At 42.3% G+C, this 14,300-nt stretch carries 24 protein-coding genes; all 24 read left to right on the top strand.

The features are described 5' to 3' along the window. The first annotated feature begins 5 nt into the window (after positions 1-5). The 24 genes from fusA (at position 6) to secY (ending at position 14,290) form a co-directional block, all read left to right on the top strand. Positions 6-2,084 carry an elongation factor G gene (gene fusA, locus D0463_RS00230; RefSeq protein ID WP_117303874.1) on the top strand — a complete coding sequence of 693 codons (2,079 nt, stop codon included), beginning with the start codon at positions 6-8 and terminating at the stop codon, positions 2,082-2,084. A 120-nt stretch (positions 2,085-2,204) separates the two neighbouring features. After that, positions 2,205-3,392, top strand: a complete 1,188-nt coding sequence (tuf, locus tag D0463_RS00225) for an elongation factor Tu (protein WP_117303873.1) — start codon at positions 2,205-2,207, stop codon at positions 3,390-3,392. A gap of 423 nt (positions 3,393-3,815) precedes the next feature. Beyond that, on the top strand, positions 3,816-4,124 hold the full coding sequence (gene rpsJ, locus D0463_RS00220) for a 30S ribosomal protein S10 (RefSeq protein WP_019244375.1): 309 nt from the start codon (positions 3,816-3,818) through the stop codon (positions 4,122-4,124). Positions 4,125-4,168: 44 nt separating this feature from the next. Further along, on the top strand, positions 4,169-4,798 hold the full coding sequence (rplC, locus tag D0463_RS00215) for a 50S ribosomal protein L3 (protein WP_117303872.1): 630 nt from the start codon (positions 4,169-4,171) through the stop codon (positions 4,796-4,798). A gap of 26 nt (positions 4,799-4,824) precedes the next feature. Continuing rightward, on the top strand, positions 4,825-5,448 hold the full coding sequence (gene rplD, locus D0463_RS00210) for a 50S ribosomal protein L4 (RefSeq protein WP_117303871.1): 624 nt from the start codon (positions 4,825-4,827) through the stop codon (positions 5,446-5,448). Then, positions 5,445-5,732, top strand: a complete 288-nt coding sequence (gene rplW / locus D0463_RS00205; protein WP_174234268.1) for a 50S ribosomal protein L23 — start codon at positions 5,445-5,447, stop codon at positions 5,730-5,732. The genes rplD and rplW overlap by 4 nt, the downstream gene beginning before the upstream one ends. A 28-nt stretch (positions 5,733-5,760) precedes the next feature. Then, positions 5,761-6,591 carry a 50S ribosomal protein L2 gene (gene rplB, locus D0463_RS00200; protein ID WP_117303869.1) on the top strand — a complete coding sequence of 277 codons (831 nt, stop codon included), beginning with the start codon at positions 5,761-5,763 and terminating at the stop codon, positions 6,589-6,591. Between the two features lie 60 nt (positions 6,592-6,651). Next, positions 6,652-6,930: a 30S ribosomal protein S19 gene (rpsS, locus tag D0463_RS00195; protein ID WP_117303868.1), complete on the top strand. Its 279-nt coding sequence runs from the start codon at positions 6,652-6,654 to the stop codon at positions 6,928-6,930. Positions 6,931-6,947: 17 nt separating this feature from the next. After that, entirely contained in the window at positions 6,948-7,289 is a 342-nt protein-coding gene (gene rplV / locus D0463_RS00190) for a 50S ribosomal protein L22 (RefSeq protein ID WP_117303867.1), read from the top strand. Positions 7,290-7,292: 3 nt separating this feature from the next. Continuing rightward, positions 7,293-7,949, top strand: a complete 657-nt coding sequence (gene rpsC / locus D0463_RS00185; RefSeq protein ID WP_117303866.1) for a 30S ribosomal protein S3 — start codon at positions 7,293-7,295, stop codon at positions 7,947-7,949. Between the two features lie 2 nt (positions 7,950-7,951). Further along, positions 7,952-8,386: a 50S ribosomal protein L16 gene (gene rplP / locus D0463_RS00180; RefSeq protein ID WP_117303865.1), complete on the top strand. Its 435-nt coding sequence runs from the start codon at positions 7,952-7,954 to the stop codon at positions 8,384-8,386. Next, a complete protein-coding gene (gene rpmC, locus D0463_RS00175) occupies positions 8,376-8,579 on the top strand; it encodes a 50S ribosomal protein L29 (protein ID WP_117303864.1) in 204 nt (67 codons plus the stop codon). Before rplP ends, rpmC begins: the two co-directional genes overlap by 11 nt. A gap of 19 nt (positions 8,580-8,598) precedes the next feature. Further along, complete coding sequence (gene rpsQ, locus D0463_RS00170) at positions 8,599-8,862, top strand: 30S ribosomal protein S17 (protein ID WP_117303863.1); 264 nt, start codon at positions 8,599-8,601, stop codon at positions 8,860-8,862. 42 nt (positions 8,863-8,904) lie between these two features. Further along, entirely contained in the window at positions 8,905-9,273 is a 369-nt protein-coding gene (gene rplN, locus D0463_RS00165; protein ID WP_117303862.1) for a 50S ribosomal protein L14, read from the top strand. Positions 9,274-9,315: 42 nt separating this feature from the next. Further along, a complete protein-coding gene (gene rplX / locus D0463_RS00160; protein ID WP_117303861.1) occupies positions 9,316-9,627 on the top strand; it encodes a 50S ribosomal protein L24 in 312 nt (103 codons plus the stop codon). 26 nt (positions 9,628-9,653) lie between these two features. After that, positions 9,654-10,193, top strand: a complete 540-nt coding sequence (rplE, locus tag D0463_RS00155) for a 50S ribosomal protein L5 (protein WP_117303860.1) — start codon at positions 9,654-9,656, stop codon at positions 10,191-10,193. A gap of 24 nt (positions 10,194-10,217) precedes the next feature. After that, complete coding sequence (locus tag D0463_RS00150; RefSeq protein ID WP_117303859.1) at positions 10,218-10,403, top strand: type Z 30S ribosomal protein S14; 186 nt, start codon at positions 10,218-10,220, stop codon at positions 10,401-10,403. A 30-nt stretch (positions 10,404-10,433) separates the two neighbouring features. Then, positions 10,434-10,832, top strand: a complete 399-nt coding sequence (rpsH, locus tag D0463_RS00145; RefSeq protein WP_117303858.1) for a 30S ribosomal protein S8 — start codon at positions 10,434-10,436, stop codon at positions 10,830-10,832. A gap of 31 nt (positions 10,833-10,863) precedes the next feature. Beyond that, the gene (gene rplF, locus D0463_RS00140) at positions 10,864-11,400 is read left to right on the top strand and encodes a 50S ribosomal protein L6 (protein ID WP_117303857.1); all 537 of its coding nucleotides are present in this window, start codon (positions 10,864-10,866) and stop codon (positions 11,398-11,400) included. A gap of 35 nt (positions 11,401-11,435) precedes the next feature. Continuing rightward, positions 11,436-11,798, top strand: a complete 363-nt coding sequence (gene rplR, locus D0463_RS00135; RefSeq protein ID WP_117303856.1) for a 50S ribosomal protein L18 — start codon at positions 11,436-11,438, stop codon at positions 11,796-11,798. A gap of 23 nt (positions 11,799-11,821) precedes the next feature. Further along, positions 11,822-12,325 carry a 30S ribosomal protein S5 gene (gene rpsE / locus D0463_RS00130; protein WP_117303855.1) on the top strand — a complete coding sequence of 168 codons (504 nt, stop codon included), beginning with the start codon at positions 11,822-11,824 and terminating at the stop codon, positions 12,323-12,325. Between the two features lie 14 nt (positions 12,326-12,339). Further along, positions 12,340-12,522 carry a 50S ribosomal protein L30 gene (rpmD, locus tag D0463_RS00125; protein ID WP_101596716.1) on the top strand — a complete coding sequence of 61 codons (183 nt, stop codon included), beginning with the start codon at positions 12,340-12,342 and terminating at the stop codon, positions 12,520-12,522. Between the two features lie 32 nt (positions 12,523-12,554). Then, positions 12,555-12,995 carry a 50S ribosomal protein L15 gene (gene rplO, locus D0463_RS00120; RefSeq protein ID WP_117303854.1) on the top strand — a complete coding sequence of 147 codons (441 nt, stop codon included), beginning with the start codon at positions 12,555-12,557 and terminating at the stop codon, positions 12,993-12,995. Beyond that, complete coding sequence (gene secY / locus D0463_RS00115; RefSeq protein WP_117303853.1) at positions 12,995-14,290, top strand: preprotein translocase subunit SecY; 1,296 nt, start codon at positions 12,995-12,997, stop codon at positions 14,288-14,290. The genes rplO and secY overlap by 1 nt, the downstream gene beginning before the upstream one ends. Positions 14,291-14,300: the final 10 nt, after the last annotated feature.

The raw sequence follows: 14,300 nt of genomic DNA, 5'->3' as shown, positions 1-14,300 counted from the left end.
ACCAAATGGCAAGAGAGTTCTCCTTAGATAAAACGCGTAATATCGGGATCATGGCTCACATCGATGCCGGTAAAACAACTACAACTGAACGTGTTCTCTACTATACAGGCCGCATCCACAAGATCGGTGAAACTCACGAAGGTGCATCCCAGATGGACTGGATGGAGCAAGAACAAGAACGCGGAATTACAATTACATCTGCTGCAACAACAGCTCAATGGGAAGGCCACCGCGTTAATATCATCGATACGCCTGGACACGTAGACTTCACAGTAGAAGTTGAACGTTCCCTTCGTGTACTTGATGGTGCGGTTGCTGTACTTGATGCACAATCAGGTGTTGAGCCTCAAACTGAAACAGTATGGCGCCAGGCTACTACTTACGGGGTTCCCCGTGTAGTGTTTGTTAACAAAATGGACAAAATCGGTGCTGATTTCTTGTATTCAGTTAAAACAATTCATGAGCGCCTTCAGGCGAATGCTCACCCGATCCAAATACCAATTGGTGCGGAAGATGATTTCCAAGCGATCATCGACCTTGTCGAAATGAAAGCTGTATTCTACGGAAACGATTTAGGTACTGATATTGAAGTGCGTGAAATTCCGGAAGAACACAGAGAATTAGCAGAAGAATACCGTGAGAAGTTAATTGAAGCGGTAGCTGAGTTAGATGAAGAATTAATGGAGAAATACTTGGGTGGAGAAGAGCTTACAAATGAAGAAATCAAAGCTGGAATCCGTAAAGGTACTGTTAACGTTGAATTCTATCCAGTAATCTGTGGTTCTGCTTTCAAAAACAAAGGTGTTCAATTAATGCTTGATGCTGTTATTGACTATCTTCCATCTCCATTAGATGTACCAGCAATCAAAGGTACTCTTCCGGATTCAGAAGAAGAAGTAACTCGTCCGTCTAGCGACGAGGAGCCATTCTCAGCACTTGCGTTTAAAGTTATGACAGACCCTTATGTTGGTAAATTGACATTCTTCCGTGTATATTCTGGTACATTGAGCTCCGGTTCTTATGTACAAAACTCTACTAAGGGAAAACGTGAACGTGTTGGTCGTATCCTTCAAATGCACGCAAATTCCCGTGAAGAGATTTCTCAGGTATACGCTGGAGATATCGCAGCTGCTGTTGGTTTGAAAGATACAACAACTGGTGATACTCTATGTGACGAGAAAAATCTTGTTATTCTAGAATCTATGGTATTCCCAGAGCCAGTTATTTCACTTTCTATCGAACCTAAATCAAAAGCTGACCAAGATAAAATGACTACAGCTCTTCAAAAGCTACAAGAAGAAGATCCAACATTCCGTGCGCATACTGATCAGGAAACTGGCCAGGTTATCATCGCTGGAATGGGTGAACTTCACTTAGATATTCTTGTAGACCGTATGCGTCGCGAGTTTAAAGTAGAAGCAAATGTAGGTGCTCCTCAGGTTGCTTACCGTGAAACTTTCCGTGGCTCTGCAAAGGTTGAAGGTAAATTTGTACGTCAGTCAGGTGGACGCGGTCAATTCGGACATGTTTGGATTGAGTTCTCACCTAATGAAGAAGGAAAAGGCTTTGAATTCGAAAATGGTATCGTTGGTGGTGTAGTACCACGTGAATACATTCCTGCTGTACAAGCTGGTCTTGAAGACTCACTTGACAACGGTGTAGTTGCTGGTTTCCCATTGGTTGACATTAAAGCGAGACTATTTGACGGATCTTACCATGATGTTGACTCCAACGAAATGGCATTCAAAATTGCAGCATCCATGGCTCTTAAAAATGCAGCATCTAAATGCCAGCCTGTAATATTAGAGCCAATCATGAAAGTAGAAGTTGTTATTCCTGAAGAATACATGGGCGATATCATGGGGGATATCACATCTCGCCGTGGCCGTGTAGAAGGTATGGAAGCGCGCGGTAACACACAGATGGTTAAAGCGATGGTTCCGTTATCTGAAATGTTCGGGTATGCAACATCCCTACGTTCAAACACACAAGGACGCGGAACATTCTCAATGCACTTCGATCACTATGAAGAAGTACCTAAGAGCATTTCCGAAGAAATTGTGAAAAAAAATAAAGGTGAATAATTGATTTTCATCTGTTATTGAAGTATAACTACTTATGTAAGCTATGAGAGCGGAGAATATCCGGCTTTCATAGCACCATATACTTAATCTTATTTATATAATTTAAGGAGGAATATCCTAATGGGAAAAGCTAAATTCGATCGCTCTAAGCCTCACGTTAATATTGGAACAATCGGTCACGTTGACCATGGTAAAACTACTTTAACAGCTGCAATTACATCTGTTCTTGCTAAAGTTGGTGGAGCTGAAGCTCGTGCCTACGATCAAATCGACGGAGCTCCAGAAGAAAGAGAACGCGGTATCACAATCTCTACTGCACACGTTGAGTATGAAACTGAAACTCGCCACTATGCACACGTTGACTGCCCGGGACACGCTGACTATGTTAAAAACATGATCACTGGTGCTGCTCAAATGGACGGTGGTATCTTAGTAGTATCTGCTGCTGATGGTCCAATGCCACAAACTCGTGAGCACATCCTTCTTTCTCGTCAAGTTGGTGTACCATACCTTGTTGTATTCATGAATAAATGTGACATGGTTGACGACGAAGAATTACTAGAATTAGTTGAAATGGAAATTCGTGATCTTCTAACTGAATACGAATTCCCTGGCGACGACATTCCAGTAATCAAAGGTTCTGCTCTTAAGGCTCTTGAAGGAGATGCTCAATGGGAAGAAAAAATCAATGAGCTTATGACTGCAGTTGATGAGTATATCCCAACTCCAGCACGTGACACTGAAAAGCCGTTCATGATGCCTGTTGAGGATGTATTCTCAATCACTGGACGCGGAACCGTTGCTACTGGACGTGTAGAACGCGGACAAGTTAAAGTCGGTGACGTTATTGATATCATCGGTCTTGCTGAAGAACCTAAATCTACAACAGTAACTGGTGTAGAAATGTTCCGTAAGCTTCTTGACTATGCTGAAGCTGGAGACAACATCGGCGCACTTCTTCGTGGTGTAGCACGTGAAGACATCCAACGTGGTCAAGTACTTGCTAAGCCTGGTACAATCAACCCACACACAAAGTTCAAAGCTGAAGTATATGTTCTTTCTAAAGAAGAAGGTGGACGTCATACTCCATTCTTCACAAACTACCGCCCTCAGTTCTACTTCCGTACAACTGATGTAACTGGTATCTGCAACCTTCCTGAAGGTGTAGAAATGGTTATGCCTGGCGATAACATCGAAATGACTGTTGAATTAATCGCTTCAGTAGCTATCGAAGAAGGTACAAAGTTCTCTATCCGTGAAGGCGGACGTACTGTAGGCGCTGGCGTAGTTGCTTCAATCCAAGCATAATATATAGTTTTGAAGATGATAAAAAAGCAGACGGGACGCCGTCTGCTTTTTTTGTTTCACAACTGTTGTTGCTACACTGCTTTCATATAGCTACTAACCTGTACTAATCTCGGCTATAAACTCAGGCTTTTCTAGCCAATCTGTTTCTTTTTAATAGAAGAAAATAATAACAGCCAAACACTTTTAAAGATTAGCTTGAAAACGACTTCGCTGCTATGTATAATAGTAAAAGTGTGCAACTCACAGAAAACTATAAGATCTTCTTGTATATTCTGTGCGTTTTATGTATAATAGACAATGTTGGTCTTTGACTGCGATGATTTGGAAGGTTGCTGACACACCCGGCCGCTTTGCCATGGCGAGTGTGTGGGAAATTTCCATTGAGAAGGTCTATTCTAAAATAGGCGAAAAGGAGGGAAAATAATGGCAAAACAAAAGATTCGTATCCGTTTAAAAGCATATGATCACAGGATTCTTGATCAGTCTGCTGAAAAAATTGTTGAAACTGCAAAACGTTCTGGTGCGGCTGTATCCGGCCCAATTCCATTACCGACAGAAAGATCTGTTTATACAATCTTACGTGCGGTTCATAAATACAAAGATTCACGTGAACAATTCGAGATGCGTACTCACAAGCGTTTAATCGACATCGTGAACCCAACACCACAGACTGTTGATTCACTAATGCGTTTAGACCTGCCATCTGGTGTTGACATTGAAATCAAACTTTAATTAATCGATATAAAAGAATGATAAAAATTTAGGAGGTGTGACTAATGACCAAAGGAATCTTAGGAAGAAAGATCGGTATGACACAAGTATTTGCTGAAAATGGTGAGCTTATCCCTGTAACTGTAGTAGAAGTAGCTGGGAACGTAGTGCTTCAAAAGAAAACAGTTGAGGTGGATGGCTACGAAGCAGTTCAAATCGGTTTTGAAGATAAGCGTGAAAAGCTTTCTAACAAGCCGGCTAAAGGACATGCTGAAAAAGCAAACACTGCTCCTAAGCGCTTCATTCGCGAGTTCCGCGGTGCAAATCTCGGTGAGTTAGAGATGGGTCAGGAAGTCAAAGTTGATATTTTCGCTGAAGGCGAAGTAGTAGATGTAACAGGAATTTCAAAAGGTAAAGGGTTCCAGGGTTCTATCAAGCGCCATGGACAATCACGCGGGCCAATGGCTCACGGTTCCCGTTACCACCGTCGACCTGGTTCAATGGGTCCTGTAGCTCCAAACCGTGTATTCAAAGGTAAATTATTGCCTGGACGTATGGGTGGAGACCAGATCACTGTTCAAAACTTAACCATTGTAAAAGTTGATGTAGAACGCAACCTGCTTTTAATCAAAGGTAATGTACCTGGTGCGAGAAAAGCATTATTAAAAGTAAAAAGTGCGGTTAAATCTAAGTAATTTTCTAAGAAAGGAGGAGCATTAGAATGCCAAAAGTTACATTGTTCAACCAAGGTGGATCGCAAGTTGGCGACATCGAGCTTAATGATTCTATCTTTGGTATTGAGCCTAATAATGCTGTATTGTTTGAAGCTATCGTTATGCAAAGGGCTTCTTTGCGTCAAGGAAACCATAAAGTAAAAAATCGTTCTGAAGTAGCGGGCGGTGGGCGTAAGCCGTGGCGTCAAAAAGGTACTGGACGTGCTCGTCAGGGATCAATCCGTTCCCCACAATGGCGCGGCGGTGGTACTGTATTTGGACCAACTCCAAGATCTTATAGCTATAAACTGCCTAAAAAGGTACGTCGCTTGGCTATCAAATCAGCTCTATCTGCTAAAGTGCAAGAAGAAAGCATTTTAGTTCTTGAGAGCCTTTCATTCGAAACTCCAAAAACAAAAGAATTTGCAGCTGTACTAAAAGGACTTTCTGTAGATGCTAAAACGTTAATTGTAACGGACGGTTTAGATGAGAAAGTTGCTCTATCTGCGCGTAACATCCCTGGTGTTACTGTAGTAGAAGCTAACGGTCTAAATGTTCTTGATGTTGTATCTCACAACAAATTGATCATGACTAAGTCAGCTGTTGAAAAAGTAGAGGAGGTGCTTGCATAATGGATGCACGCGATATCATTAAGCGCCCCGTAATCACTGAACGCTCTTCAGACATGATGGCTGAAAAGAAGTATACGTTTGAAGTGGATGTAAGAGCAAACAAAACTCAAGTTAAAGATGCAGTTAAAGAAATTTTCGGCGTAGAAGTTGATAAAGTCAATATCATGAACTACAAAGGGAAATTCAGACGCTTAAACGGACGGACTGGTTTTACCAATAGACGCCGTAAAGCGATTGTGAAGCTAACTGCCGATAGTAAAGAAATCGAATTATTTGAAGAATAATATCCATTAGAGAAGGAGGGAAATACACATGGCGATTAAAAAGTATAAACCTACCTCTAACGGTCGACGCGGCATGACGGTTTCTGATTTCGCTGAAATCACAACTGACAAACCAGAAAAATCATTGCTTGCTCCTTTAAAAAGAAAAGGCGGCCGTAATAACCAAGGTAAGTTAACAGTTCGTCATCAAGGTGGCGGCCACAAACGTCAATATCGCATCATTGATTTCAAACGTGAAAAAGATGGTATACCAGGACGCGTTGCCACTGTCGAATACGATCCAAATCGTTCTGCAAACATTGCATTAATTAATTATGTGGATGGAGAAAAGCGTTATATCCTAGCTCCAAAAAACCTACAGGTAGGTATGGAGGTAATGTCAGGAACTGAAGCCGACATTAAAGTGGGTAACGCACTCCCATTATCAAACATTCCGGTAGGTACTGTTGTTCATAACATCGAACTTAAACCTGGTAAAGGTGGACAGTTAGTTCGTTCAGCCGGTACTTCAGCGCAAGTTCTTGGTAAAGAAGGACGTTATGTTCTTGTTCGCTTGAATTCTGGTGAAGTTCGTATGATCCTTGCAACTTGCCGTGCTTCTATAGGTCAAGTAGGGAACGAACAGCATGAACTAATCAATATCGGTAAAGCTGGAAGATCACGCTGGTTAGGTAAGCGCCCGACTGTTCGTGGATCCGTAATGAACCCGAACGATCACCCGCATGGTGGTGGGGAAGGCCGTGCTCCTATCGGACGTAAATCTCCAATGTCTCCTTGGGGTAAACCAACTCTTGGTGCTAAAACTCGTAAGAAGAAAAACAAATCCGATAAATTTATCGTGCGTCGCCGTAAAAAATAACGGGATTGTAATGCGGTTCATAAACCGAACCGTAGAACAATCACGAAGGGAGGAACTTACATGGGTCGCAGTTTGAAAAAAGGACCTTTTGTTGATGAGCATTTGATGGTTAAGGTAGAAAAGTTAAATGAATCTGACAAGAAACAAGTTGTAAAAACTTGGTCTCGTCGTTCAACCATCTTCCCACAATTCATCGGTCACACAATCGCAGTCTATGATGGTCGTAAACACGTACCGGTATATGTAACTGAAGACATGGTAGGCCACAAGTTGGGCGAATTCGCTCCAACACGTGCTTACAAGGGTCACGCAAGTGATGACAAGAAAACAAGACGTTAATGAGAGGAGGGCATCTCATGCAAGCAAAAGCTGTTGCTAGAACAGTTCGTATTGCTCCTCGAAAAATCCGTTTAGTAGCTGATTTAATTCGAGGTAAGCAAGTAGGTGAAGCGGTGGCGATTCTTCGCTTAACTCCAAAGGCTGCTTCTCCAGTCGTAGAAAAAGTATTAAAATCTGCAGTTGCTAATGCAGAGCACAACTACGAAATGGATATCAATAACCTGGTTGTATCAGAAGCTTATGTGAATGAAGGACCAACATTGAAACGTTTCCGTCCACGTGCTATGGGCCGTGCGAGTGCAATCAATAAACGTACGAGTCATATTACTATCGTTGTATCAGAAAAGAAGGAGGGATAATCTGTGGGTCAAAAGGTAAATCCAATCGGCTTGCGTATCGGGATCATTCGTGATTGGGAGTCAAAATGGTACGCTGGAAAAGACTATGCTGATCTTTTGCATGAAGACCTTAGGGTTCGTGAATACATCGCGAAGCGCCTAAGTGATGCTTCTGTATCAAAGGTTGAAATCGAACGTGCTGCCAACCGCATTAACATTTCTGTTCACACTGCGAAACCGGGTATGGTTATCGGTAAAGGCGGTACAGAAGTTGAAGCGCTTCGTAAAGCATTAAATCAATTAACAGGCAAACGTGTCCATATCAACATCATCGAAATTAAAAGAGCTGATCTTGATGCGAAATTGGTTGCTGAAAACATCGCACGTCAATTAGAAAACCGTGTTTCTTTCCGTCGCGCACAAAAGCAAGCGATCCAACGTACGATGCGTGCTGGTGCTCAAGGAATTAGAACACAAGTTTCCGGTCGTCTTGGCGGCGCTGATATTGCTCGTGCTGAACACTATAGCGAAGGAACAGTTCCACTTCACACACTTCGCGCTGACATAGACTATGCTCATGCTGAAGCGGACACTACTTATGGAAAGCTTGGCGTAAAAGTATGGATCTATCGTGGAGAGGTTCTTCCTACTAAGAAGAAATCTGAGGAAGGAGGAAAATAATTATGTTAATGCCTAAACGCGTTAAATACCGTCGTGAACATCGCGGTAAGATGAGAGGGAATGCAAAAGGCGGTACTGAAGTACATTTCGGTGAGTACGGTCTTCAAGCTTTAGAAGCATCCTGGATCACGAACCGTCAAATTGAAGCTGCCCGTATTGCTATGACTCGTCATATGAAACGTGGCGGTAAAGTGTGGATCAAGATTTTCCCAAGCAAACCTTTCACTGCTAAGCCTCTGGAAGTTCGTATGGGTTCCGGTAAAGGTGCTCCTGAAGGTTGGGTTGCAGTCGTTAAACCCGGCAAGATTATGTTTGAAATCTCTGGTGTGCCTGAAGAGGTGGCCCGAGAAGCATTGCGTCTTGCAGCACACAAACTTCCGATCAAATGTAAGTTTGTGAAACGAGAAGAAATTGGTGGTGAATCGAATGAAAGTTAATGAAATTAAAGACCTAACCACTGCCGAAATTGAACAAAAAGTAAAATCTCTAAAAGAAGAATTATTTAATCTTCGTTTCCAGTTAGCTACTGGTCAACTTGAAAATACAGCGCGTATTCGTGAAGTGCGCAAGTCGATCGCTCGTATGAAAACAGTTGTTCGTGAAAGAGAGATCGGTGTCAACAATCGATAATTGAGGGGAGGTTTGCATAATGAGCGAACGCAACCAACGCAAGGTCTACACCGGACGCGTAGTATCCGACAAAATGGATAAGACAGTAACTGTTGTTGTAGAAACTTATAAAAAACATTCTCTTTACGGGAAGCGTGTTAAATACTCTAAGAAATTAAAGACTCATGATGAGTTAAACGAAGCAAAAGTAGGCGATACTGTGAGAATCATGGAAACTCGTCCACTTTCCGCTACTAAACGCTTCCGTCTATTGGAAGTAGTAGAAAAAGCTGTAACTATTTAATCTATGTTCGGATTATGCTAATTCCGAAGGGAGGTTTCGTACATGATTCAACAAGAATCTCGTTTAAAAGTCGCTGATAACTCTGGCGCTCGTGAAGTTCTTACTATTAAAGTTCTTGGTGGCTCTGGCCGCAAGACAGCAAACATCGGTGATGTCATCGTATGTACAGTAAAACAAGCAACACCAGGTGGCGTTGTTAAAAAAGGTGAAGTTGTAAGGGCAGTTATTGTCCGTACTAAACGCGGTGTACGTCGTCCTGACGGTACTTACATTCGTTTCGATGAAAATGCATGTGTAATTATCCGTGATGACAAGAGCCCACGCGGTACTCGTATTTTCGGGCCTGTTGCCCGTGAACTTCGTGACAGCAATTTCATGAAGATCGTTTCTCTTGCTCCAGAAGTTCTATAATGAATAAATCTCGTAAAAGCCTTTCAAGGAGGTGCGAAGCTAATGCATGTTAAAAAAGGTGACAAAGTCGTAGTCATCTCTGGTAAGGACAAAGGCAAACAAGGAACGATTCTTGAAGCATTTCCTAAAACTGACCGTGTGCTGGTTGAAGGAATCAATATCGTGAAAAAGCACGCTAAACCTTCTCAAGATAATCCGCAAGGAGGAATTTTGAGCTTAGAAGCCGCTATTCACGTATCGAACGTTATGCCATTAGATCCGAAATCAGGTGAACCAACCCGTGTTGGTTATAAAGTTGAAAACGGCAAAAAAGTACGCGTAGCTGTAAAATCAGGTGAATTGTTAGATAAATAAGTCAATGAAGAAGGGAGGTACACGTAATGAACCGCCTAAAGGAAAAATTCCAAAAAGAAATTTCTCCTGCTCTAGTGAGCAAGTTTAATTATAAATCTGTAATGGAAGTACCAAGAATCGAAAAAATCGTAGTGAACATGGGTGTAGGTGACGCTGTGGCTAACTCAAAAGCATTGGACAATGCAGTTGAAGAGCTAACGTTAATCACTGGTCAAAAGCCTGTGGTAACAAGAGCGAAAAAATCTATCGCCGGTTTCCGTCTTCGTGAAGGAATGCCTATCGGTGCAAAGATTACATTACGCGGTGAGCGTATGTATGAATTCTTCGATAAGCTAGTTTCTGTTTCTTTACCACGTGTACGTGACTTCCGCGGTATTTCTAAGAAGTCTTTTGATGGTCGCGGGAACTACACTTTAGGGATTAAAGAACAACTTATCTTCCCTGAGATTGACTACGATAAAGTGAGCAAGGTTCGCGGTATGGACATCGTAATTGTTACGACTGCCAAAACTGACGAAGAAGCTCGTGAGCTACTTACTGGGTTCGGAATGCCGTTCCAAAAGTAATCTTAAATAAAGGGAGGCGAAAACGTGGCTAAAAAATCCATGATTGTGAAGCAAAAACGCGGATCGAAGTTTAAAGTACAAGAATATACACGCTGCGAACGCTGCGGTCGACCACATTCTGTATTACGTAAATTTAAGCTCTGCCGTATTTGTTTCCGTGAACTTGCATATAAAGGACAAATCCCTGGCGTGAAAAAAGCTAGCTGGTAAAACCCGAACTTGGGAAGGAGGTAAATAAAAATGGTCATGACAGATCCTATTGCAGATATGCTTACTCGCATCCGTAATGCGAATATGGTTCGTCACGAGAAATTGGAAGTTCCGGCTTCTAAGATCAAGAAGGAAGTTGCAGAGATCTTAAAGCGCGAAGGCTTCGTACGTGACGTTGAATTCATTGAAGACAACAAACAAGGTATCATCCGTATCTTCCTTAAGTACGGTTCAAACAATGAACGTGTAATCACTGGTCTAAAACGTATCAGCAAGCCTGGTTTGCGTGTTTATGCAAAGACTGGAGAAGTTCCACGTGTTCTTAACGGCTTAGGTATCGCTATTGTTTCTACTTCTACTGGAGTTTTAACTGATAAGGAAGCTCGCGCTAAACAAGTTGGCGGAGAAGTACTAGCATACGTTTGGTAATATATTTCTAACACGAATGGAGGTGCACTAGATGTCACGCGTAGGTAAAAAACCGATTGAAATCCCGAATGGTGTAACTGTTACGATTGACAAAAACAACGTTACAGTTAAAGGACCTCAAGGAGAATTAGCTAGATCTTTTAATCCTGATATGACAATCAGCGTCGAGGAGAATGTTCTTACAGTAACCCGTCCATCTGACGAAAAAGAACACCGTGCATTACACGGTACCACTCGCGCGGTTATTTCAAATATGGTTGAAGGCGTATCAAAAGGTTTCGAGAAGTCTCTTGAACTTATTGGTGTTGGATACCGTGCACAAAAACAAGGTACAAAACTTATCCTTAACGTTGGGTACTCTCACCCAGTTGAGATCGAACCGGAACAAGGTGTTGTAGTTGAAGTTCCTTCTAATACAAAAATCATCGTAAAAGGCGCGAACAAAGAACGCGTAGGCGCTCTTGCAGCAAACATACGTGATGTTCGTCCACCAGAGCCATACAAGGGCAAAGGTATTCGTTACGAAGGCGAATATGTGCGTCGTAAAGAAGGTAAAACAGGTAAGTAATGCAACACGTAAGTAAAACGAAAGGAGTGACGTAAATGATTACGAAGGCTGATAAAAATTCTGTTCGCAAGAAAAGACATGCGCGTGTTCGTGCAAAGCTTTCTGGAACTGAAGCTCGTCCTCGTTTAAATGTGTTCCGTTCAAGCAAACACATTTACGCACAATTGATTGACGATTTAAGCGGTGTAACTCTTGCAAGTGCTTCTACACTTGATAAAGAGGTCGGCGTCGAATCTACAGGTAATACTGATGCAGCTGTAAAAGTCGGTGAACTAATTGCGAAACGCGCAATCGAGAAAGGTTACAAAACTGTGGTATTTGACCGCGGTGGATACCTCTTCCATGGTCGTGTTAAAGCATTAGCTGACTCTGCTCGTGAGAACGGCTTAGAATTTTAATGGAAAAAGGAGGGACAAAACAGATGCGTCGTAGTATCGATCCTAATAAATTAGAACTTGAAGAGCGCGTTGTTACTATCAACCGTGTAGCTAAGGTTGTTAAAGGCGGCCGTCGTTTCCGTTTCACTGCACTTGTTGTTGTAGGTGACAAAAACGGTCACGTAGGTTTCGGAACTGGTAAAGCTCAAGAAGTACCGGATGCAATCCGTAAAGCAATCGAAGATGCTAAGAAAAACTTAATCACTGTACCTATGGTTGGTACAACAATTCCACATCTAGTAAACGGTCATTTTGGCGCGGGTCATATTCTTTTAAAACCTGCTTCTGAAGGTACTGGAGTCATCGCAGGTGGTCCTGTTCGTGCGGTACTTGAACTAGGCGGAGTAAGTGATATCCTTTCAAAATCACTAGGTTCAAACACACCAATTAACATGGTTCGTGCAACAATCGATGGATTAAAGCAATTAAAACGTGCTGAGGACGTAGCTAAGTTACGTGGAAAATCAGTAGAAGAACTGTTAGGATAAGGGAGGGAATTCAAATGGCTAATAAATTAGAAATCACCCTTACTCGCAGCTTGATTGGTCGTCCTGAAGACCAACGCGTTACAGTTAACACACTGGGTCTACGCAAAATGCATCAAACAGTTGTTCATGATGATAACCCTGCTATTCGCGGTATGATTAACAAAGTTGCTCATCTTGTTACTGTAAAAGAACAATAAAATAATTTCTCTCATAACAAGGAGGTGCCAACATGAAACTTCATGAATTAAAACCTGCAGAAGGTTCTCGTAAAGAACGTAAACGCAAAGGTCGCGGGATCGGTTCCGGAAACGGTAAAACAGCCGGTAAAGGTCATAAAGGTCAAAACGCTCGTTCCGGCGGCGGTGTTCGCCCTGGATTTGAAGGGGGTCAAACTCCTTTATTCAGACGTTTGCCTAAACGCGGTTTCACAAATATCAACCGCAAAGACTACGCGATTGTTAACCTTGACGTCCTGAATCGCTTTGAAGAAGGTACTGAGGTTACACCAGCTTTATTGATTGAAACTGGTATCGTAAGCAAAGAAAAAGCAGGAATTAAGGTTCTTGCCAAAGGTAATGTTGAGAAAAAGCTTACTGTTAAAGCTCACAAATTCTCCACTACTGCAAAAGAAGCTATTGAAGCTGCCGGTGGTAAAACTGAGGTGATTTAATGTTTCGTACGATCTCCAACCTTATGCGCGTGGGTGATATAAGAAACAAAATCATATTTACCCTATTAATGTTAGTTGTCTATCGCATCGGTACATTTATCCCTGTACCGAATGTGAATGCTGACCTGTTAGCAACACAAGACCAGCTAAGCGTCTTTGGTGTTTTAAACACCTTTGGCGGCGGCGCGCTGCAAAACTTTTCAATCTTGGCGATGGGAATTATGCCGTATATCACGGCATCGATCATCATTCAGCTCTTGCAAATGGACGTTGTTCCTAAGTTCACTGAATGGTCCAAGCAAGGAGAGGTTGGCCGTCGTAAATTAGCTCAGTTTACCCGCTATGCAACGATTATTCTTGGTTTTATCCAGGCGTTAGGTATGTCATACGGCTTTAATGGTTTGGCTGGTGGTCAACTTATACAAAACCCTGGAATTGGAACGTATTTGCTTATCGCGACTGTATTAACAGCAGGAACAGCTTTTCTCTTGTGGTTGGGAGAGCTAATTACTGCAAAAGGTGTAGGTAATGGGATCTCTATCATTATCTTCGCTGGAATTGTAGCGAGTTTACCCACTACAGTTAATCAGATATACGCTCAACAGTTTGAAAATGCGGGAGACCAGCTTTTCTTGCGAATTGCGACCATGGCTCTTATCTTAGTGGCCGTTCTCGCGATTGTGGTTGCCGTCATTTTCATTCAACAAGCTTTACGTAAAATTCCGATTCAATATGCCAAGCGTGCTGCGGCTGGACGCGAGCAAGCTGGTGGACAATCGACACATTTGCCTTTGAAAGTAAATGCTGCTGGGGTTATTCCGGTAATCTTCGCCATGGCATTCATTATAACTCCAAGAACAATCGCGTCATTTTTTGGGAGTAATGACGTGACACGCTGGATCGAAAATACGTTTGACTATACACATCCTATTGGGATGGTTGTCTATGTGGCTCTGATCATTGCTTTTTCCTATTTCTATGCCTTCATTCAGGTTAATCCTGAACAAATGGCAGATAATTTGAAAAAGCAGGGCGGTTACGTTCCGGGTATCAGACCTGGTAAAAACACTCAAGACTACTTAACGCGTGTTCTATACCGATTAACATTCGTGGGATCGATCTTCCTCGCGGTTATCGCTGTTTTACCGGTGGTTTTCATACAGCTTGCCAACTTGCCTCAATCTGCGCAGATCGGCGGAACGAGTTTGCTAATCGTAGTGGGTGTAGCTCTTGATACGATGAAGCAGTTGGAAGCACAATTAGTGAAACGCCATTATAAAGGTTTTATAAAGTGATGAGTTTTGG

The sequence above is a fragment of the Bacillus sp. V59.32b genome (assembly GCF_003429085.1).
Lineage (GTDB): Bacteria > Bacillota > Bacilli > Bacillales > DSM-1321 > Peribacillus.
The sequence above is the reverse complement of the archived record's forward strand: the minus strand, read 5'-3'. Positions and strand labels throughout refer to the sequence as shown.

What these genes read in the sequence shown, in the direction of transcription:
- rplV (WP_117303867.1), top strand. Translation starts at nt 6,948, where the DNA reads ATGCAAGCAAAAGCTGTTGCTAGAACAGTTCGTATTGCTCCTCGAAAA.
- rpsH (WP_117303858.1), top strand. Translation starts at nt 10,434, where the DNA reads ATGGTCATGACAGATCCTATTGCAGATATGCTTACTCGCATCCGTAAT.
- rplF (WP_117303857.1), top strand. Translation starts at nt 10,864, where the DNA reads ATGTCACGCGTAGGTAAAAAACCGATTGAAATCCCGAATGGTGTAACT.
- rplE (WP_117303860.1), top strand. Translation starts at nt 9,654, where the DNA reads ATGAACCGCCTAAAGGAAAAATTCCAAAAAGAAATTTCTCCTGCTCTA.
- secY (WP_117303853.1), top strand. Translation starts at nt 12,995, where the DNA reads ATGTTTCGTACGATCTCCAACCTTATGCGCGTGGGTGATATAAGAAAC.
- rpsS (WP_117303868.1), top strand. Translation starts at nt 6,652, where the DNA reads ATGGGTCGCAGTTTGAAAAAAGGACCTTTTGTTGATGAGCATTTGATG.
- rpsE (WP_117303855.1), top strand. Translation starts at nt 11,822, where the DNA reads ATGCGTCGTAGTATCGATCCTAATAAATTAGAACTTGAAGAGCGCGTT.
- tuf (WP_117303873.1), top strand. Translation starts at nt 2,205, where the DNA reads ATGGGAAAAGCTAAATTCGATCGCTCTAAGCCTCACGTTAATATTGGA.
- rplB (WP_117303869.1), top strand. Translation starts at nt 5,761, where the DNA reads ATGGCGATTAAAAAGTATAAACCTACCTCTAACGGTCGACGCGGCATG.
- rpsJ (WP_019244375.1), top strand. Translation starts at nt 3,816, where the DNA reads ATGGCAAAACAAAAGATTCGTATCCGTTTAAAAGCATATGATCACAGG.
- rpmC (WP_117303864.1), top strand. Translation starts at nt 8,376, where the DNA reads ATGAAAGTTAATGAAATTAAAGACCTAACCACTGCCGAAATTGAACAA.
- rpsQ (WP_117303863.1), top strand. Translation starts at nt 8,599, where the DNA reads ATGAGCGAACGCAACCAACGCAAGGTCTACACCGGACGCGTAGTATCC.
- rplN (WP_117303862.1), top strand. Translation starts at nt 8,905, where the DNA reads ATGATTCAACAAGAATCTCGTTTAAAAGTCGCTGATAACTCTGGCGCT.
- rpmD (WP_101596716.1), top strand. Translation starts at nt 12,340, where the DNA reads ATGGCTAATAAATTAGAAATCACCCTTACTCGCAGCTTGATTGGTCGT.
- rplX (WP_117303861.1), top strand. Translation starts at nt 9,316, where the DNA reads ATGCATGTTAAAAAAGGTGACAAAGTCGTAGTCATCTCTGGTAAGGAC.
- rplC (WP_117303872.1), top strand. Translation starts at nt 4,169, where the DNA reads ATGACCAAAGGAATCTTAGGAAGAAAGATCGGTATGACACAAGTATTT.
- rplD (WP_117303871.1), top strand. Translation starts at nt 4,825, where the DNA reads ATGCCAAAAGTTACATTGTTCAACCAAGGTGGATCGCAAGTTGGCGAC.
- rplO (WP_117303854.1), top strand. Translation starts at nt 12,555, where the DNA reads ATGAAACTTCATGAATTAAAACCTGCAGAAGGTTCTCGTAAAGAACGT.
- fusA (WP_117303874.1), top strand. Translation starts at nt 6, where the DNA reads ATGGCAAGAGAGTTCTCCTTAGATAAAACGCGTAATATCGGGATCATG.
- rplR (WP_117303856.1), top strand. Translation starts at nt 11,436, where the DNA reads ATGATTACGAAGGCTGATAAAAATTCTGTTCGCAAGAAAAGACATGCG.
- rplP (WP_117303865.1), top strand. Translation starts at nt 7,952, where the DNA reads ATGTTAATGCCTAAACGCGTTAAATACCGTCGTGAACATCGCGGTAAG.